The organism is Terasakiella pusilla DSM 6293, assembly GCF_000688235.1.
GTDB classification, from domain to species: domain Bacteria; phylum Pseudomonadota; class Alphaproteobacteria; order Rhodospirillales; family Terasakiellaceae; genus Terasakiella; species Terasakiella pusilla.
On record NZ_JHYO01000024.1, the window covers coordinates 19,529 to 36,273 of the forward strand.

At 49.7% G+C, this 16,745-nt stretch carries 15 protein-coding genes and 4 tRNA genes; 3 read left to right on the forward strand and 16 right to left on the reverse strand.

The window, feature by feature from the left end:
* The 16 genes from nuoF to Q397_RS0115050 form a co-directional block, all read right to left on the reverse strand.
* On the reverse strand, nucleotides 1–1,284 hold the full coding sequence (gene nuoF, locus Q397_RS0114975; RefSeq protein ID WP_028880118.1) for an NADH-quinone oxidoreductase subunit NuoF: 1,284 nt from the start codon (nucleotides 1,282–1,284) through the stop codon (nucleotides 1–3).
* Nucleotides 1,284–1,877, reverse strand: a complete 594-nt coding sequence (gene nuoE, locus Q397_RS0114980) for an NADH-quinone oxidoreductase subunit NuoE (protein WP_028880119.1) — start codon at nucleotides 1,875–1,877, stop codon at nucleotides 1,284–1,286. The genes nuoF and nuoE overlap by 1 nt, the downstream gene beginning before the upstream one ends.
* Nucleotides 1,874–3,064 carry an NADH-quinone oxidoreductase subunit D gene (locus tag Q397_RS0114985; RefSeq protein WP_028880120.1) on the reverse strand — a complete coding sequence of 397 codons (1,191 nt, stop codon included), beginning with the start codon at nucleotides 3,062–3,064 and terminating at the stop codon, nucleotides 1,874–1,876. Before Q397_RS0114985 ends, nuoE begins: the two co-directional genes overlap by 4 nt.
* Entirely contained in the window at nucleotides 3,064–3,672 is a 609-nt protein-coding gene (locus Q397_RS0114990) for an NADH-quinone oxidoreductase subunit C (protein WP_028880121.1), read from the reverse strand. The genes Q397_RS0114985 and Q397_RS0114990 overlap by 1 nt, the downstream gene beginning before the upstream one ends.
* A 12-nt stretch (nucleotides 3,673–3,684) precedes the next feature.
* Nucleotides 3,685–4,239: a NuoB/complex I 20 kDa subunit family protein gene (locus Q397_RS0114995; RefSeq protein WP_028880122.1), complete on the reverse strand. Its 555-nt coding sequence runs from the start codon at nucleotides 4,237–4,239 to the stop codon at nucleotides 3,685–3,687.
* Nucleotides 4,230–4,595, reverse strand: coding sequence for an NADH-quinone oxidoreductase subunit A (locus Q397_RS0115000; protein ID WP_028880123.1), 366 nt, complete (start codon nucleotides 4,593–4,595; stop codon nucleotides 4,230–4,232). Before Q397_RS0115000 ends, Q397_RS0114995 begins: the two co-directional genes overlap by 10 nt.
* Nucleotides 4,596–4,846: 251 nt before the next feature.
* Nucleotides 4,847–4,923, reverse strand: a tRNA-Asp gene (locus Q397_RS0115005).
* Between the two features lie 329 nt (nucleotides 4,924–5,252).
* Nucleotides 5,253–5,329 (reverse strand) — tRNA-Val (locus tag Q397_RS0115010).
* Nucleotides 5,330–5,363: 34 nt separating this feature from the next.
* Nucleotides 5,364–5,440: transfer RNA gene (locus Q397_RS0115015), tRNA-Val, on the reverse strand.
* 149 nt (nucleotides 5,441–5,589) lie between these two features.
* Nucleotides 5,590–5,862: an HU family DNA-binding protein gene (locus Q397_RS0115020; RefSeq protein ID WP_028880124.1), complete on the reverse strand. Its 273-nt coding sequence runs from the start codon at nucleotides 5,860–5,862 to the stop codon at nucleotides 5,590–5,592.
* Nucleotides 5,863–6,149: 287 nt separating this feature from the next.
* A complete protein-coding gene (gene lon, locus Q397_RS0115025) occupies nucleotides 6,150–8,561 on the reverse strand; it encodes an endopeptidase La (RefSeq protein ID WP_028880125.1) in 2,412 nt (803 codons plus the stop codon).
* Between the two features lie 153 nt (nucleotides 8,562–8,714).
* Nucleotides 8,715–9,980, reverse strand: coding sequence for an ATP-dependent Clp protease ATP-binding subunit ClpX (gene clpX / locus Q397_RS0115030; protein ID WP_028880126.1), 1,266 nt, complete (start codon nucleotides 9,978–9,980; stop codon nucleotides 8,715–8,717).
* A gap of 187 nt (nucleotides 9,981–10,167) precedes the next feature.
* The gene (clpP, locus tag Q397_RS0115035; RefSeq protein WP_028880127.1) at nucleotides 10,168–10,803 is read right to left on the reverse strand and encodes an ATP-dependent Clp endopeptidase proteolytic subunit ClpP; all 636 of its coding nucleotides are present in this window, start codon (nucleotides 10,801–10,803) and stop codon (nucleotides 10,168–10,170) included.
* Between the two features lie 137 nt (nucleotides 10,804–10,940).
* The gene (tig, locus tag Q397_RS0115040; RefSeq protein ID WP_028880128.1) at nucleotides 10,941–12,368 is read right to left on the reverse strand and encodes a trigger factor; all 1,428 of its coding nucleotides are present in this window, start codon (nucleotides 12,366–12,368) and stop codon (nucleotides 10,941–10,943) included.
* 75 nt (nucleotides 12,369–12,443) lie between these two features.
* Nucleotides 12,444–12,528, reverse strand: a tRNA-Leu gene (locus Q397_RS0115045).
* Nucleotides 12,529–12,627: 99 nt separating this feature from the next.
* A complete protein-coding gene (locus tag Q397_RS0115050) occupies nucleotides 12,628–14,073 on the reverse strand; it encodes an NAD(P)H-hydrate dehydratase (protein ID WP_028880129.1) in 1,446 nt (481 codons plus the stop codon).
* A gap of 64 nt (nucleotides 14,074–14,137) precedes the next feature.
* Between Q397_RS0115050 and Q397_RS0115055 the strand changes: the two genes are divergently transcribed.
* The 3 genes from Q397_RS0115055 to Q397_RS0115065 all read left to right on the forward strand — a co-directional run bounded on the left by Q397_RS0115055 (nucleotide 14,138) and on the right by Q397_RS0115065 (nucleotide 16,741).
* On the forward strand, nucleotides 14,138–15,391 hold the full coding sequence (locus tag Q397_RS0115055; RefSeq protein ID WP_028880130.1) for a D-amino acid dehydrogenase: 1,254 nt from the start codon (nucleotides 14,138–14,140) through the stop codon (nucleotides 15,389–15,391).
* A gap of 87 nt (nucleotides 15,392–15,478) precedes the next feature.
* On the forward strand, nucleotides 15,479–16,108 hold the full coding sequence (gene parA, locus Q397_RS0115060) for a ParA family partition ATPase (protein ID WP_028880131.1): 630 nt from the start codon (nucleotides 15,479–15,481) through the stop codon (nucleotides 16,106–16,108).
* A complete protein-coding gene (locus tag Q397_RS0115065) occupies nucleotides 16,109–16,741 on the forward strand; it encodes an NUDIX domain-containing protein (RefSeq protein WP_028880132.1) in 633 nt (210 codons plus the stop codon).
* Nucleotides 16,742–16,745 lie beyond the last annotated feature (4 nt).

Below are 16,745 nucleotides of genomic sequence, written 5' to 3' on the forward strand. Positions count from 1 at the left end.
CTAAGCTGCTGAGTTCTTTGCAGCGTTATAGGCTGCAATACGAGCTTCAATTTCCGGACGGAAGTGCTTGATCAGGCCCTGAACAGGCCATGCCGCAGCATCCCCCAACGCACAGATGGTGTGACCTTCGATTTGGCGGGTAACCGCTTCCAGAAGATCAATTTCTTCAACTGTTGCATTGCCGACAACCATACGCTTCATCATGCGTGACAACCAACCGGTGCCTTCACGACAAGGTGTACACTGACCGCAGCTTTCGTGGGTGTAGAAATCAGACAGGCGGGAAATCGCCTTGATGATGTCTGTGTTTTTCTTCATCACGATTACCGCTGCGGTACCAAGGCCGGAGCCATGTTCCCGCAGGCCGTCAAAGTCCATGATCGCCGTGTCGCACTGTTCTTTGTTCATCACCGGAACAGAAGAGCCGCCGGGGATGACAGCCATCAGGTTGTCCCATCCGCCGATGACGCCGCCACAGTGTTTTTCCAGCAGTTCACGAAGTGTGATGCCCATGGCGTCTTCGACAACGCAAGGACGTTCCACGTGACCGGAAATACCATAAAGCTTGGTTCCGCTGTTGTTTTCACGACCGATACCGGCAAACCAGCTTGCGCCACGGCGCAGGATTTCCGGGGCAACGGCGATAGATTCAACGTTGTTTACCGTTGTCGGGCAGCCATAAAGACCCGATCCCGCCGGGAATGGCGGCTTCAGGCGCGGTTGGCCTTTTTTGCCTTCAAGACTCTCGATGAGGGCCGTTTCTTCCCCACAAACGTAAGCCCCTGCCCCACGGTGAACGTAGAAATCAAAGTCCCAGCCATGGATGTTGTTCGGGCCAATCAGCTTGGCTTCGTAACAGGCATCAACAGCCGCCTGCAAAGCTTCTGCTTCGCGGACAAATTCACCACGGATGTAGAGGTAACAAGCATGAGCCTGCATCGCGAAGGAAGCGATCAACGCGCCTTCGATCAATGTGTAAGGGTCATTACGCATGATCTCACGGTCTTTACAGGTCCCCGGTTCGCCTTCATCGGCGTTGATGACCAGATAGTGCGGACGATCCCCCAGTTCTTTGGGCATGAAGCTCCATTTGATACCGGTTGAGAACCCTGCACCACCGCGACCACGAAGACCGGAAGCCTTCATTTCGTCGATGATCCAATCTCTGCCTTTTTCAAGAATACCTTTGGTGCCATCCCAGCAGCCGCGAGATTGCGCGCCTTTAAGGGACTTATCCTTAAGGCCATAGATATTCGTGAAAATGCGATCCTTATCACTAAGCATTAAGCATCTCCCGTCAAGCTGGTCAGTTCACCTAGCGGTGCTGCACCTGTACGACCATTTTGCGGACCCGGTGTTGGCTCTTTACCGCTGCGCAGGTCGTTGATGATCCGCGTCGTATCTTCTGCCGTCAGGTCTTCAAAATAATCGTCGTTGATTTGCATCATCGGCGCGTTGGAACAGGCACCAAGACATTCGACTTCCCAAAGGGTAATCAGGCCATCAGCCGATGTTTCCCCCGTTTGGATGTCCGCTGCATCTTGTACGGCCTTGACGATGTCGTCAGACCCACGCAACCAGCATGAAATGTTGGTACAAACCTGTACATGATGTTTGCCGACAGGCTCTTTGTTGAACATGGTATAGAATGTGGCGACTTCGTAGACGCGCACAGGGGCCATGCCCAGCATGTCAGCAACCTTGTCCATCGCAGCGACCGGCAACCAGCCATATTGGCGTTGTGCAAGGTCGAGCAAAGGCATACAGGCACTTTGTTGTTTACCTTCCGGATACTTGGCAATGTGGTGCTTGGCAAGTTCCAGATTTTCCGGCGTAAACTCGAAACTATCCGGTTGTTGAATATTCATATTGCTCATCGATCAATCTCACCGAAAACGATATCAAGCGAACCGATATTAGCCGTAATATCAGCAAGCATATGACCTCTGGATAAGAAATCCATGGCCTGCAAGTGGGCAAAGCCCGGCGCGCGGATGTGACAGCGATAAGGTTTGTTGGACCCATCGGAAACCAGATAAACCGCAAACTCGCCTTTCGGCGCTTCAACGGCTGTATAAGTTTCCCCAGCAGGGACCTTGAACCCTTCGGTAAAGAGTTTGAAGTGGTGGATCAACGCTTCCATGGACGTTTTCATCTCTGCACGTTTGGGCGGAGAATATTTGTTGTCCACGCATTTGATCGGCTCACCGACACAAGCGTCCAGTTTGTCACAGGCTTGCAAAATGATTTTACACGTCTCGTACATTTCCAGGACGCGCAGGTAATAACGGGTGTAACAGTCGTTTTTACCCTTCCCGACCGGAATGTCGAAGTCAAACTCTTCATAAGAATCGTAAGGCTGTGCTTTACGCAAATCCCATGGCACACCATTGCCACGAATGTTCGGGCCGGAGAAACCCCAGTCCTGTGCTTCTTCGTAAGTGATGACGCCGATATCAACGGTACGCTGACGGAAAATACGGTTTTCAGTCAACAGTGTTTCAATATCTTTCACGACTTTCGGGAAACGTTCTGCCCAGGCACGGACATCATCTGTCAGACCTGCGGGAATGTCTTGTGCGACACCGCCAGGACGGAAGTAGTTCATGTGCATACGCGCGCCACAGGCCCGTTCGCAGAATTCGTAAAGCACTTCACGTTCTTCAAAACCCCAAAGGAACGGTGTCATCGCACCGACGTCCATCGCGTAGGAACAGACGTTCATCAGGTGGTTTTGAATACGGCCGATTTCGGCAAACAGCACGCGGATATATTGTGCACGTTTTGGCACTTCCATGCCTGTCAGCTTTTCAATTGCCAAACAGAAAGCGTGTTCCTGGTTTTGCGGGGCCACGTAATCCAAACGGTCAAAGTACGGTGTACCTTGTTGATAGATTTTGTTTTCCAGCAGTTTTTCAGTACCACGGTGCAGAAGACCGATATGCGGGTCTGCACGTTCTACAATCTCCCCATCAAGCTCAAGCACCAAACGCAACACGCCGTGTGCTGCCGGGTGTTGCGGGCCGAAGTTGAGGTTGTAGTTTTTAATCTGATTTTCAGACATTAGGCATTGCCCTCCGCTTTTTCATCACCGGGCAAGACACCTTGCAGACCTTCCCAAGGGGAGAGGAAGTCAAAGCTACGGAAGTCCTGTGTCAGTTTGACGGGTTCATAGACAACACGTTTTTGTTCGTCATCGTAACGCAGCTCGACATACCCTGTCAGCGGGAAGTCTTTACGCAACGGATGGCCTTCAAAACCGTAGTCGGTCATGATGCGACGCAAGTCAGGATGTTCATTGAAATAAATACCGTACAAATCCCAAGTCTCACGCTCAAACCAGTTGGCAGAACTGAAAACACCCGTCACACTCGGGACAGGCGTATCTTCATCAGTCGTTACCTTTACGCGGGCGCGCAGGTTATGGCTCATGGACAGAAGGTTGTAGACGACGTCAAAACGCTCTTCACGGTTTGGATAATCTGCACCGCAGACGTCAACCAGAACCTTGAAGTGACAGTTTGCATCATCACGCAGGAAGGTCAGGACCTTGCAAATCGCATCACGGCGCGCGTGAAAGATCAACTCGCCGTTCAAGATCTCAAAACTTGTGATTTCTTGTGACAGCTTTAGGCTGGCCAGTTCTGCGATTTCGTTTAAGGCTTGGCTCATATCAGTCACTCCTTAACGGAACAGCGTGCCGGTACGGCGAATTTTCTTCTGTAATTGAAGAATACCGTACAGCAAAGCTTCTGCGGTTGGAGGACAGCCCGGTACATAAATGTCAACGGGAACAACGCGATCACAGCCCCGAACAACAGAATAGGAATAGTGGTAGTACCCACCACCGTTCGCACAGGATCCCATGGAGATCACATAGCGCGGTTCCGCCATTTGGTCGTAAACACGACGAAAAGCCGGTGCCATTTTGTTGGTCAGCGTACCAGCAACGATAATAACGTCTGATTGACGCGGGCTTGGACGAGGCACAATACCGAAGCGGTCAAGATCGTAACGTGCCATATAGGCATGCATCATCTCTACCGCACAACAGGCCAGACCAAACGTCAATGGCCAGAGTGAGCCGGTACGGGCCCAGTTAACGACCTTATCCAATTGCGCAACGACGAAACCACGATCTTGGATTTCGTCGGTTACTGCTTTCAGCAGAGCATCTTGATCTGTACCGCTGGGCACAGGCGCAAGTGATTGAGAGCCGGGCTTGGAATCTACTCCCATTCCAGAGCTCCTTTCTTCCATTCGTAAACGAAACCGATGGTGAGAACACCAAGGAACACCATCATAGACCAAAAGCCAAACAGGCCAACGTTGCCCAGTGAGATTGCCCACGGGAAGAGGAAGGCGACTTCAAGGTCAAAGATGATGAAGAGAATTGCCACAAGGTAAAAACGAACGTCAAAGCGCGTACGTGCGTCTTCGAAAGCGGCGAAACCACATTCAAATGCGGTGTTTTTTTCTGTATCGGGGCGCTGACGCACGACGATATAGGAGGCACCAATCGCAATCGCAGCAATTGCCACAGCAATGCCGAGAAAGATGAGGATCGGTAGATATTCTTGCAGGAGTGCTTCCATAGTAGCGTTCCTTTAATGCCATGATCCGGTACCCTTTTTAAACCAAAACCAAAAATATTGAAAGGTTCAGCTCAAGGTGCCGGAAGAAAGGCTTTTAACAAAACAAAAAAAGAATAAAGAGTATTCCGGTTATAAGTGATGCAACAACTGTTTTTTACAGGCGAACTCCCCTTCGTTCATAAATACATATATGGCTATATGTATCTTAGTTGCACTGCCTCTTCTGCAGGCAGGAACAAACCGGCTTAAAATGGCGAGAGTGACGGGACTCGAACCCGCGGCCTTCGGCGTGACAGGCCGACGCTCTAACCAACTGAGCTACACCCCCGCAAGGTAGTGAGTGGGTTTTAGATCACAGGCTTAGGCCTGTCAAGTAAATGGAAATGCTTGGTTTTTGGTCTGACCAGTTGATTTATGACGGTTCAATTCCCCTAACCTGTTTGAAAGGCTATGATATTACGCATACTTGATGTAAATCTAATATTGATGCCGGTGTCGTTTCTTAAGCCGAGGGGAGTTTTATTTTTGGGAGAATGAATGAAAAGTATCCCAAAAATGCTCGGGATCATCAAAACGATACTCAGGGTTAAAACCGAGTCCTTTTGGAGGTTGAAATAGGGGCAACAAAAAAGCCGCTTAAAGCGGCTTTTTTCGGGATGGTGGGCGTCGAGAGATTCGAACTCCCGACCCCCTCGGTGTAAACGAGGTGCTCTAACCAACTGAGCTAGACGCCCGTCCCATCTATCTACTTCTTGCCATCTGGAGAGATGGTGGGCGTCGAGAGATTCGAACTCCCGACCCCCTCGGTGTAAACGAGGTGCTCTAACCAACTGAGCTAGACGCCCTCAAGAAGTGAGCCTGTTTATAATCTGATTTTTGGCAATTGCAACAGTTATTTTACAGAAAAAATAACTTTTTTTTGGAGGCCCTAAAAAAGTAAAACCGGTTCCCTTTCGGCAACCGGTTCCACAGGATTCCAGAACTAAATAAATGCTTAGTTCACAGCGTCCTTTAGGCCTTTACCAGCTTTAAATTTCGGCTGTTTAGAAGCCGGAATTTGAATTTTTTCGCCGGTACGTGGGTTGCGGCCTTCAGAAGCTGCACGTTGTGCAACAGAGAAAGTACCGAAACCGACGAGGCGTACCTCGTCACCAGATTTAAGTGCATCAGTGATTGCGCCGAAAACGCCGTCAACTGCTTTAGAAGCGTCAGCCTTGGAAAGACCTGTGCTAGAAGCAACTGCAGCCACAAGATCGTTCTTGTTCACCTGGGCCCCCTATAAAAGTTGGTTATTATTTAAAATAAGCGAAGACTCTTGATTGTTGCCAACCAATTGTCGAAGACTGGCAAAGTTTACTGACGCATAGGGAGCGCGTCAATTGAAGATGCGCAGTTTTTCGCAGTTTTTTGCACTTTTTTTGATTATCTAGCGGTTGAAATTGCCGTCTGGTCATAAATTTCACAGAAAAGAACGCAGCAAGCGAATTCAAGGGCTAAAAACAAGAAACGCCACCCTTTAAAAGAGTGGCGTTTTTCGTGATTCTGTTCGTTTGGTTAGTGAGTTACGACACCATTCGATTCTTCGTCATTTGCTTTTGCCGCAATTGCGGCCTGTTCTTCTTTCTCTGCATCCCATTCGATGGGAACCAGCGGAGTTGCGAGGGCTTTCTCGAGAACTTCGTCCACCCATTGTACGGGAACAATCTCAAGACCGCGTTTCACATTGTCAGGGATTTCTTTCAGGTCTTTTTCGTTATCTTTCGGAATTAAGACAAGTTTGATCCCCGAGCGATGAGCCGCAAGCAGTTTTTCCTTCAATCCACCAATGGGCAGAACGCGTCCACGCAGAGTAATTTCCCCGGTCATCGCAACGTCTTTCCGAACCGGAACGCCCGTCAAAGCGGACACAATGGAGGTTGCCATGGCAACACCCGCACTTGGGCCGTCTTTAGGGGTCGCCCCTTCCGGGACGTGAACGTGAATGTCCTTTTTCTGGAACAGAGGCGGTTCAATGCCAAAGTTAACAGAGCGAGACTGGATGTAAGTTTTGGCAGCCTGAATGGACTCTTGCATCACATCACCCAGTTTACCTGTGTATTTGATACCTCCCTTGCCTGCCAAGGCAATGGCTTCGATGGAAAGAATATCCCCACCGACTTCTGTCCACGCAAGACCGGTTGTGATCCCAACCAGATCGTCTTCTTCAACTTCACCGTAACGGAACTTTTTAACGCCTGCATATTTTTCGAGGTTGCGGGTTGTGACCGCGACCTTGTCGCATTTGTTCAGCAGAATATCGCGTGTGGCCTTACGGCACAGCATGGCGATTTCTCGTTCCAGGTTTCGCACACCGGCTTCACGGGTGTAGTAACGGATGAGATCACGGATCGCGGTTTCAGAGATTGACCACTCATCCTTTTTTAAACCAGCCGCCTTCATTTGCTTTGAAATGAGGTGACGGTTTGCGATTTCAACCTTTTCGTCTTCCGTATAACCAGACAGGCGCAGGATTTCCATACGGTCTAGCAGAGGCTGCGGCATGTTCAATGAGTTTGCCGTTGTGACAAACATAACATCGGACAGGTCGTAGTCCACTTCCATATAGTGATCCTGGAATTTATCGTTCTGTTCCGGATCAAGAACCTCCAGCAAAGCAGAAGCGGGATCGCCACGGAAATCATTACCCATTTTCTCAATCTCATCGAGAAGGAAAAACGGGTTAGAGGCCTTGGCTTTCTTCATCCCTTGAATGATCTTACCCGGCATGGAGCCGATATAAGTTCTGCGGTGACCGCGAATTTCAGATTCATCACGTACCCCACCTAAGGCCATACGAACATACTTCCGTCCTGTGGCACGGGCGATGGATTTACCGAGAGAGGTTTTACCAACACCGGGAGGGCCGACCAAACACAAGATCGGGCCTTTCATTTTTTTGGTGCGTTGCTGAACCGCCAAATATTCGAGGATACGTTCTTTGACTTTTTCCAGACCATAGTGATCTTCGTTCAGAATTTCTTCTGCGCGTTGTAAGTCATTTTTAATTTTGGAACGTTTTTTCCAAGGAACGGTGAGCATCCAATCAAGATAGTTACGCACGACCGTTGCTTCGGCTGACATGGGGCTCATAGATTTGAGCTTTTTCAGTTCAGCGTTTGCTTTTTCGCGGGCTTCTTTTGAAAGCTTGGTTTTCTTGATTTTCTCTTCTAGTTCGGAGCTTTCATCCTTGCCGTCTTCGCCCTCGCCCAATTCATTTTGAATGGCTTTGAGTTGTTCGTTCAGATAGTACTCGCGCTGAGACTTTTCCATCTGACGCTTAACGCGGTTACGGATTTTCTTCTCGACCTGAAGGACGCCAATTTCTGTTTCCATAAAGGAGAACACGCGTTCCAGACGATCGGTAATCGCGGGCATTTCCAGCAGTTCCTGCTTTTCAGAAATCTTCAAAGCAAGGTGGGAGGCAACCGTGTCGGCAAGCTTACCGGAATCTTCGATCTGGTTAATGGAAACCATGACTTCCGGCGGCACTTTCTTATTCAGGTTGACGTATTGTTCAAACTGAGTGACGACAGAACGGCTCAAGGCTTCGATCTCTTCGTTTGAGCCCTCATCCTCAGAAATCTCTGTGACGCGAGCTTGAAAGAAATCATCTGTTTTTGTGTATTCATCAATGCGCGCGCGACGACCACCTTCAACCAACACTTTTACGGTGCCGTCTGGCAGTTTGAGAAGTTGCAGCACAGTAGAGACAGTCCCTACGTCGTAGATGTCTTCGGCATTGGGATCATCGTCTGTTGCATTTTTCTGCGCAACAAGAAGAATTTGCTTATCTTCCTTCATGACGTCTTCAAGCGCACGTACAGACTTTTCACGCCCGACGAATAGCGGCACGATCATGTGCGGAAAGACAACAATATCACGAAGCGGCAGGACGGGATAAGTACCGTCATTTTCATTTTCGAACATAAGACCCTTTTATTAAACTGTCTGTTCTATTGTGTGACCCCGCATATTCGGCGGTCACTTGCTAGGTCTATACTAGACTAGAAAGAATTTAGCTCCCAAGAAGAAAACTTCAAGGGAGCTAAAAAAAATGCTTTTTTGCGAAAAAGGAGGCGATTAAGCACTTCCATCCGCTTCTTTTGGTTTATCAGCGTAAATCAAAAGAGGTTTAGCGTCGCCATTCACGGCTTCCGTGTTGACGACAACTTCTTCTACATTGTCCTGCCCCGGAAGTTCGAACATGGTATCAAGTAAAATACCTTCCATAATGGAGCGCAGGCCACGGGCACCGGTTTTACGTTCAATCGCTTTGGCGGCGATGGACTCCAGCGCACCTTCCGTGAAGGTCAGGTCAGCATCTTCCATTTCAAACAGGCGTTGATACTGTTTGACCAGGGCGTTTTTAGGTTCTGTCAAAATGCGAACCAAGGCTTCGCTATCCAGATCTTCCAGCGTTGCGAGGACGGGGAGACGACCAACGAATTCAGGGATTAACCCAAATTTGAGCAGGTCTTCCGGCTCCATACTGTGCAGGATTTGCCCTACCCCACGTTCATCTTCGCTACGTACTTCGGCACCAAAACCGATAGATGTATCGCGTCCACGTTTGGAAATGATTTTATCGATCCCGGCGAACGCACCACCGCAGATAAACAGGATGTTTGTGGTATCAACCTGCAAAAATTCCTGCTGGGGGTGTTTACGTCCCCCTTGTGGCGGAACGGAAGCAACTGTGCCCTCCATGATCTTCAACAGTGCCTGCTGAACACCTTCCCCAGAGACATCACGGGTAATAGAAGGGTTGTCGCTTTTGCGGGAGATTTTATCCACTTCGTCAATATAGACGATGCCGCGTTGCGCGCGTTCTACGTTGTAGTCGGCGGCTTGCAGAAGTTTCAGGATAATGTTCTCAACATCTTCCCCCACGTAACCGGCTTCGGTCAATGTTGTGGCATCTGCCATGGTGAAGGGGACATCAAGGATACGCGCAAGCGTCTGGGCCAGAAGCGTTTTACCGCACCCTGTTGGACCGACGAGAAGGATGTTTGATTTTGCCAGTTCAATTTCGCCGGTTTTACCAAGGTGGTTCAAGCGTTTGTAATGGTTATGAACGGCAACCGACAGGACGCGCTTGGCGTAAGCCTGACCGATTACATAATCATCGAGGACATCAAAAATCTCTTGCGGGGAAGGAACGCCTTCTTCTGATTTGGAAAGGCCGGATTTATTTTCCTCTCGGATAATATCCATGCACAATTCGACGCATTCGTCGCAAATGAAGACGGTAGGCCCGGCGATCAATTTGCGGACTTCATGCTGGCTTTTGCCACAGAAGGAGCAATAGAGAGTATTTTTTGTGTCGTCACCGGAAGACTTAGTCATGGTTTCTCCGTATTGGTTGGCTGTTGGAAGCCTGTATTTTTTCCTCTAATCGTAGATTAGCCCGACTTTAGGCCTGACTACAATGCCTAAAATTCCCTTATGGGCCACTTTATTACGATCAGAAGACAGAATTGGATGGGTCGAGAGAATAAAACGCCCGCTATTTCAGCGGGCGTTTGTGGAAGATTTACTCCGAAGAGTCTTTATCTTCATTTTTAGGGCGGGAATTGACGACCTGATCGATCAAGCCAAATTCGAGAGCTTCAGACGGTTGCATAAAGCGATCGCGTTCCAGCGCCGCTTCGATGTCGTCGAACTTTTGGCCTGTATGGTGAACGTAAATTTCGTTGAGGCGTTTTTTCAAAGATAGAATCTCTTGGGCCTGGATCTGGATGTCTGTTGCCTGCCCTTGTGCGCCGCCTGAAGGCTGGTGAACCATGATACGGGAGTTCGGGAGCGCGTAACGCTTGCCAGCCGCCCCAGCAGCTAACAGCAAGGATCCCATGGAGCAGGCTTGCCCCAAGCAAACTGTAGAGACGTCTGGGCGAATATACTGCATGGTGTCATAGATGGACAGGCCAGAGGTCACAACGCCACCAGGGGAGTTGATATACATCGCGATATCTTTGTCCGGGTTTTCAGACTCAAGGAAGAGCAGCTGAGCGCAGATGAGGCTCGCCATGTGGTCTTCAACCTGCCCTGTCACAAAGATGATTCGTTCTTTCAACAGACGGGAATAGATGTCATAGGCGCGTTCCCCGCGGTTTGTCGTTTCTACGACCATGGGGACAAGGCTGCTCATTACGCTATACGGATCAGTCATTATAAATTCGTTCCTTAAAATTGATTTGCACGATCAGCTGCATTAAAAAACCCACCCTACAGGCTGTAAGGTGGGTTTTAAATTACGAAGCCTTTTCAATTCCCGCAAGGGGGAACATCAGAAAAGTGACAAAAAGCTTACTCGTCGCCTTCAGCTTTGTCGTCGGCTTTCTTTTTCGCTGGTGCTTTTTTCTTCGCAGCAGCTTTTTTAGCAGGTTTCTCTTCTGCTTCTTCTTCGGCGTTGAGTGCGCCAAGAAGGTCGTCAGCAGAAACTTCTTTGTCTGTCACAGCAGCCAGTTCGAGGATAAAGTCGACAACTTTTTCTTCAAACAGCGGGGCGCGCAGTTGTTCGATAGCTTGCGGGTTGTTTTTGAAATATTCGAAAACAGCCTGCTCTTGACCCGGGTAACGACGTGCTTCGTTCATGATCGCACCGTTGAGGTCGTCTTGGTTCAGTTGGATTTCGTTTACACGACCAACTTCTGCCAGTACCAGACCAAGGCGAACGCGACGTTCAGCAATCTCTTTGTACTCAGCTTTCAACTCTTCATCAGACTTGTCTTTGTCAGATTCGTCGATTTGTTCAGGGTTGTTTTTACGAGTTTCTTCAAACTGCGCCCAGATTTGCTCAACTTCACCTTCAACAAGGCTTTCCGGCAGATCGAAAGCGTGACCGTCGTCCAAAGCGTCCAGCAGATGCTTTTTGACGTGCTGGCGTGTCATTTGATCAAATTCTTTGCTGCGCTCTTCACGAATCGCATCTTTCAATGCATCCAAAGAGTCCATGCCAACTTTTTTGGCAAGATCGTCGTTGATCTCAGCAGGAACAACGTTGCGGATTTCTTTAACCTTACATTTGAAGACAGCGTCTTTGCCTGCAAGGTTTTCAGCGCCATATTCCTCAGGGAATTTGACTTCAACGTCTTTTTCGTCATCAACTTTTAAACCGACCAGCTGATCTTCAAAGCCCGGAATGAATGTGTTGGAGCCGATTTCCAGCGGGTAATCTTCGCCTTTACCGCCTGGGAATTCTTCACCGTCGACGCTACCGACAAAGTCGATAACCGCGATGTTGCCTTTAGCGATTTTCTTGGCTTTAGACTTAACTGCTTCAGAATCTTTGTTTGCATCAGCAATGCGTTGCAGTGTTTCGTCAATCTCTTCGTCTTTGACAGGTACAACCAGACGCTCAAGGGAGATTTTCTTGAAGTCCATCATGTCGAACTCAGGGAAGAGCTCTACAGACATGGTGTATTCAAGGTCAGCGCCTTCTTCGAATTTTGTAATTTCGATTTTCGGCTGCGCAACCGGACGCAATTCGTTGTCTGCAATTGTTTTGGAAGAAGATTCGTTAACCGCACCTTCCAAAACTTCGCCCATTACGGACTGACCGTACTTTTGACGCAGAACTTTCGCCGGTACTTTACCAGGGCGGAACCCCGGAATTTTGATTGTTTTGGAAATCTCGGCGAGGCGAGTTGTCACTTTTTCTTCGATGTCTGCGGCTGCAACAACGACATTATATTCACGTGTCAGGCCTTCGGCCTTGGTTTCAGTAACCTGCATGTCTGAAAATCTCTATGTAGATGAGTAATACGAATTCGCTTTATGGATTAACAGCTGGCTGCTTAATCAGTCTTTTGGTGCGGGTGGAGGGACTTGAACCCCCACGCCGTGAAGCACCAGAACCTAAATCTGGCGTGTCTACCAATTTCACCACACCCGCAGGTACCAAAAAACTGAATTTCATAGCGCCGAACGCTTGAAACCCGATATGGCGGCACACTCTATACATTCCGACTGCCAAGTCAACACCGAATTGTCGTTATTTTTGCAAAGATTGAATAACTTGAGGCAAAACGTTGGCAATATCTTCAGAAATTAAGCCCGGCCCGAAGGTTTTCGCACATTTTCCATGCAGCCATGCAGCCAGGCATCCGGCATCAAATGCACTTAACCCCTGCCCCATGAGGCCGAGGCAAAATCCTGCCAGAGAATCACCGCTGCCTGCCGTTGCAAGCCAGGCAGTACCGGTGGTGTTAATGACGGCTTTGCCACAAGGCGAAGCAATGACCGTGTCAGGCCCTTTCAAAAGAACCACATATCCGGTTTGGATCGCGGCTTGCCTCGCTCGGTGCAGTTTACTGCCTTTCAAAGTTGGGAACAGGCGCGAGAATTCCCCCTCATGCGGCGTGAGTAATGTCTCATAAGGTCTTGGCACCGTTCCCGAATCCGCCATAAGTGTCAGTGCGTCGGCGTCGAGAACAAGTTTTTTGTCGCTGTTTAACAGCGCTTGCACGATGTCAGCCTGTTTCTCCCCCAGGCCGAGACCGGGGCCAACGAGGAAGACGTTTTTACGTGGGTCAGCCAAATGGTCTGACAGGGAGCTGTCGCTGACAATATTTCCCGGTTCTGCTTGGCGATAGATCATGTAAGCCGTGGCATGAGCCGAGATCGTTACTAACCCTAAGCCTATGCGTCGGGCGCAAGTGGCAGCTAATCTGGTCGCGCCCGTCATTTTTTTTCCACCAATGATGACGCCATGCCCGCGCATAAATTTATGGGTATCTTGTTTGGGCCATGGGAAAAGATGTGCGGGATCGTTCTTGAAGGCGTTCGGAGCGATTTCTGTGAGGGTTTCGTCGCGAATTCCGATATCTGCGACGATCAGGTCGCCACAATATTGGCGCGCGGGGAGTAAAAGGTGGCCTGTTTTAGGTCGGGCAAACGTAACGGTTAGATCGGCGGGTATTGCGGTGCCGCGAATCTCCCCCGTGTTGCCGTCAATACCGCTTGGGGTGTCTACGGCGACGATAGGCACATCTAAATTTCTGGCGGCGCAAAGGGTTTCTGCGACAATGCCGTCTATATCACGGGCCAGTCCTGCGCCAAAGATGGCATCGACGATCAATTGAGCGTTGGTCAGGTTTTGTGGGCAAAGGGGCTGTACGTCAAAAGGCCAGCGTTCGGCGTTTGTGCTGGCGTCACCTGTGAGCTTGTCGCGCGTCCCTAATAACAGGACACGGACGTTCCATCCTTTTTGATGGAGCATGCGCGCAACCACAAAACCATCACCGCCATTATTGCCCGGCCCACAGAGAATGACAGTTTTGCGAGGGGACCATTTTTTTAGGATTTCGCGGGTGATCGCACTGCCTGCGGCCTCCATTAGCGCAAGGCCGGTGGTGCCCGAGGCTATGGTCCGGCGATCAGCTTCATACATTTGCTCGACGCTTAGAAGACAGTTTTTTACGGAATTCGCCTGTGCCATCCTTGCCTTTCCCTCTCTCAGCTTTTAAATACCACAGCACTATAACAAGAAAGTGAGCGTTGTCGTGAGAGTATTGGTCCTCGGTGCAGGCGTTGTCGGTGTGACGACGGCCTTTTATCTGCAAAAGGCCGGACATGAAGTGGTCATCGTCGATCGTCAGAATGAACCGGGCATGGAGACCAGTTATGCAAATGGCGGGCAGATTGCTGCGGCACATGCTGACCCATGGGCAAGTCCGGCAACCCCGTTGAAAGCGCTTAAGTGGTTGGGACAGAAAGAAGCGCCGCTGCTTTTCCATTTCTTGCGGGCCGACCCGGCTTTATGGTCCTGGGGGCTGCAATTTTTGCGAAACTGCACAGCAAAGCGAACCGAGGTAAATACCGAACGTACATTGCGGGTGGCCTTACACAGCCGAAATTGCCTAAAGGACGTTCGTAAAGAGATCGCCTTGGACTATGATTGCCGTGAAGAAGGTATCTTGCATTTTTATCGAAATCCCAAGGAATTTGACCTCGCTATAGAAGCGGCGGAAACCATGCGCCGCCATGGTTTGGACCGAAAAGTCCTGACGCCACAAGAATGTGTAGAGAAAGAACAGGCTTTATCCGGTGTAAAAGATGATCTGCAAGGCGGCATTTTTTCAGATGAGGATGAAAGCGGGGATGCACACCGGTTTACCCAGCAGCTTGGGGCCTACTGCCGTCAGCAAGGTGTGGAGTTTGCCACCAATCATACGATTGACTCGCTGATCGTGGAAAATGGCAAGGTCACGGGCGTGCAGACGGATAAAGGTGTGTTGTCGGGTGATGCCTATGTCATGTGTATGGGGAGCTTTAGTGCGCCCTTTTTACGCCCCTATGGGATCAAGCTGCCGATTTATCCAGCAAAAGGATATTCCATCACCCTGCCCTTATCCCACCCGGAAAGAGCCCCGAGCGTTAGTTTGACGGACGATGAGTTTAAATTGGTCTTTAGTCGTTTGGGGGATCGGCTGCGTGTTGCAGGCACTGCCGAGTTGGGCGGGTATAGTACCGAGGTGGATGAGGTGCGTAGTCGGTTTATTCTACGCAAAACTCTGGAGCTTTTCCCCGCTTGTGGGGAGCCGGATGATGTGGAGTTTTGGGCTGGTTTACGCCCCAAAACGCCGGATAGTGTGCCTATTATAGGCAAAAGCCCCCTCGACTCCTTGTACCTGAATACGGGACACGGGACATTAGGCTGGACCATGTCTTGCGGGTCGGCACAGGTTATCGCCGATGTTATCAGCGGGAAAACAACCCAAATCCCCCTTTCGGGGCTGGAATATTCAAGATTTTGATCTTGCGGTGCAGCATTTCCTTGCTATTGCCTTGTGATACAGTAACAATTGCGTGTGTTTTATCACTTAAAGGATCAGGAGACGCGCATGTCAGCCAAGATTTTAACCATTGCACAACAAAAAGGCGGGGCCGGTAAAACAACCGTTGTGGCGCAATTGGCGACAACATACGCGTCGCAGAAAAAGAATGTGGCTTTGGTGGATATCGACCCTCAAGCCAGTCTGACCTCGTGGTTTGCCGAACGTAAGCGTACCTTGGGGGAAAACAATCGTATTGTTCTTTCCAGCGTTGGTGGATGGCGCCTTAAGAACGAACTGGATCGCTTAAAGCAAGATTTCGATATAATTTTGGTTGATGCCCCGCCCCATGCGGAAACGGAGGCCAATATTGCTATCCGATATGCAGATTTGCTGGTGATCCCGGTACAGCCGAGCCCGATGGATGTCTGGGCGACCGCGCCGACGTTTAAACAGGCGAAGAAAGAAAAAACTGAAGCGATCGTGTTATTGAACCGCATTCCGCCACGGGGCAAGCTGCTGGATAAAATCAAGGGGATGTTGGAAGAGGATGAACGCCCGATGCTGAGTTCAACGCTGGGTAATCGAGTGGCGTTTGCCGCGAGTATGATCGATGGTTTGGGCGTGGTTGAAGCGGAAAAACGCAGCGCTGCCGCCAACGAGATTAAGGCATTGGCGAAAGAAATCTGGAATAGATAAATGGCAAAATCGAATGCGGATCACGTGGACTTTCAAAAAGATGATGTGGAGCTAATTGATAAGGAAGTGCCATTTAAAGGCTATTTCAGTGTAGAAAAATATACCGTACGCCATAAAACCCCCGAAGGCGCATGGACAAAACCGATTGCCCGCGAAATCTTTGAACGGGGACATGCCTCAGGCATGTTGCCTTATGACCCGGTGAAAGATGTCGTGGTCTTAATTGAACAGTTTCGCCCCGGTGCCTATGCGGCGGGATATTGCCCTTGGTTGCTAGAAGTCCCGGCAGGAATTATTGAGGCGGGACAGACGCCTGAAGAAGTTGCACGACGAGAAACCCTTGAGGAAACGGGGTGCACGGCAAAGCGGATCGACTTTATTGCCGATTATCTGGTCAGCCCCGGTGGGTCAACCGAGACCATGCATTTGTACTGCGTAGAGGTCGATGCGGATGAAGCTTTTGAAACTGGTGGGCTGGAAGAGGAAGGCGAGCACATTTCCGTCATCAAGGTCAGTAGTGCCGAAGCGTTCGCAAGATTGGAGAATGGACAAATCCATAATTCCACCTCTATGATCGCTTTGCAGTGGTTAAAAATCCACATCGATAATATACGCGAAAAATGGTGTTGTTAAAATT

Coding starts and splice junctions, on each gene's coding strand:
- nuoF (WP_028880118.1), bottom strand. CDS start 1,284: ATGCTTAGTGATAAGGATCGCATTTTCACGAATATCTATGGCCTTAAG.
- nuoE (WP_028880119.1), bottom strand. CDS start 1,877: ATGAGCAATATGAATATTCAACAACCGGATAGTTTCGAGTTTACGCCG.
- Q397_RS0114985 (WP_028880120.1), bottom strand. CDS start 3,064: ATGTCTGAAAATCAGATTAAAAACTACAACCTCAACTTCGGCCCGCAA.
- Q397_RS0114990 (WP_028880121.1), bottom strand. CDS start 3,672: ATGAGCCAAGCCTTAAACGAAATCGCAGAACTGGCCAGCCTAAAGCTG.
- Q397_RS0114995 (WP_028880122.1), bottom strand. CDS start 4,239: ATGGGAGTAGATTCCAAGCCCGGCTCTCAATCACTTGCGCCTGTGCCC.
- Q397_RS0115000 (WP_028880123.1), bottom strand. CDS start 4,595: ATGGAAGCACTCCTGCAAGAATATCTACCGATCCTCATCTTTCTCGGC.
- lon (WP_028880125.1), bottom strand. CDS start 8,561: ATGTTCGAAAATGAAAATGACGGTACTTATCCCGTCCTGCCGCTTCGT.
- clpX (WP_028880126.1), bottom strand. CDS start 9,980: ATGACTAAGTCTTCCGGTGACGACACAAAAAATACTCTCTATTGCTCC.
- clpP (WP_028880127.1), bottom strand. CDS start 10,803: ATGACTGATCCGTATAGCGTAATGAGCAGCCTTGTCCCCATGGTCGTA.
- tig (WP_028880128.1), bottom strand. CDS start 12,368: ATGCAGGTTACTGAAACCAAGGCCGAAGGCCTGACACGTGAATATAAT.
- Q397_RS0115050 (WP_028880129.1), bottom strand. CDS start 14,073: ATGGCACAGGCGAATTCCGTAAAAAACTGTCTTCTAAGCGTCGAGCAA.
- parA (WP_028880131.1), top strand. CDS start 15,479: ATGTCAGCCAAGATTTTAACCATTGCACAACAAAAAGGCGGGGCCGGT.
- Q397_RS0115065 (WP_028880132.1), top strand. CDS start 16,109: ATGGCAAAATCGAATGCGGATCACGTGGACTTTCAAAAAGATGATGTG.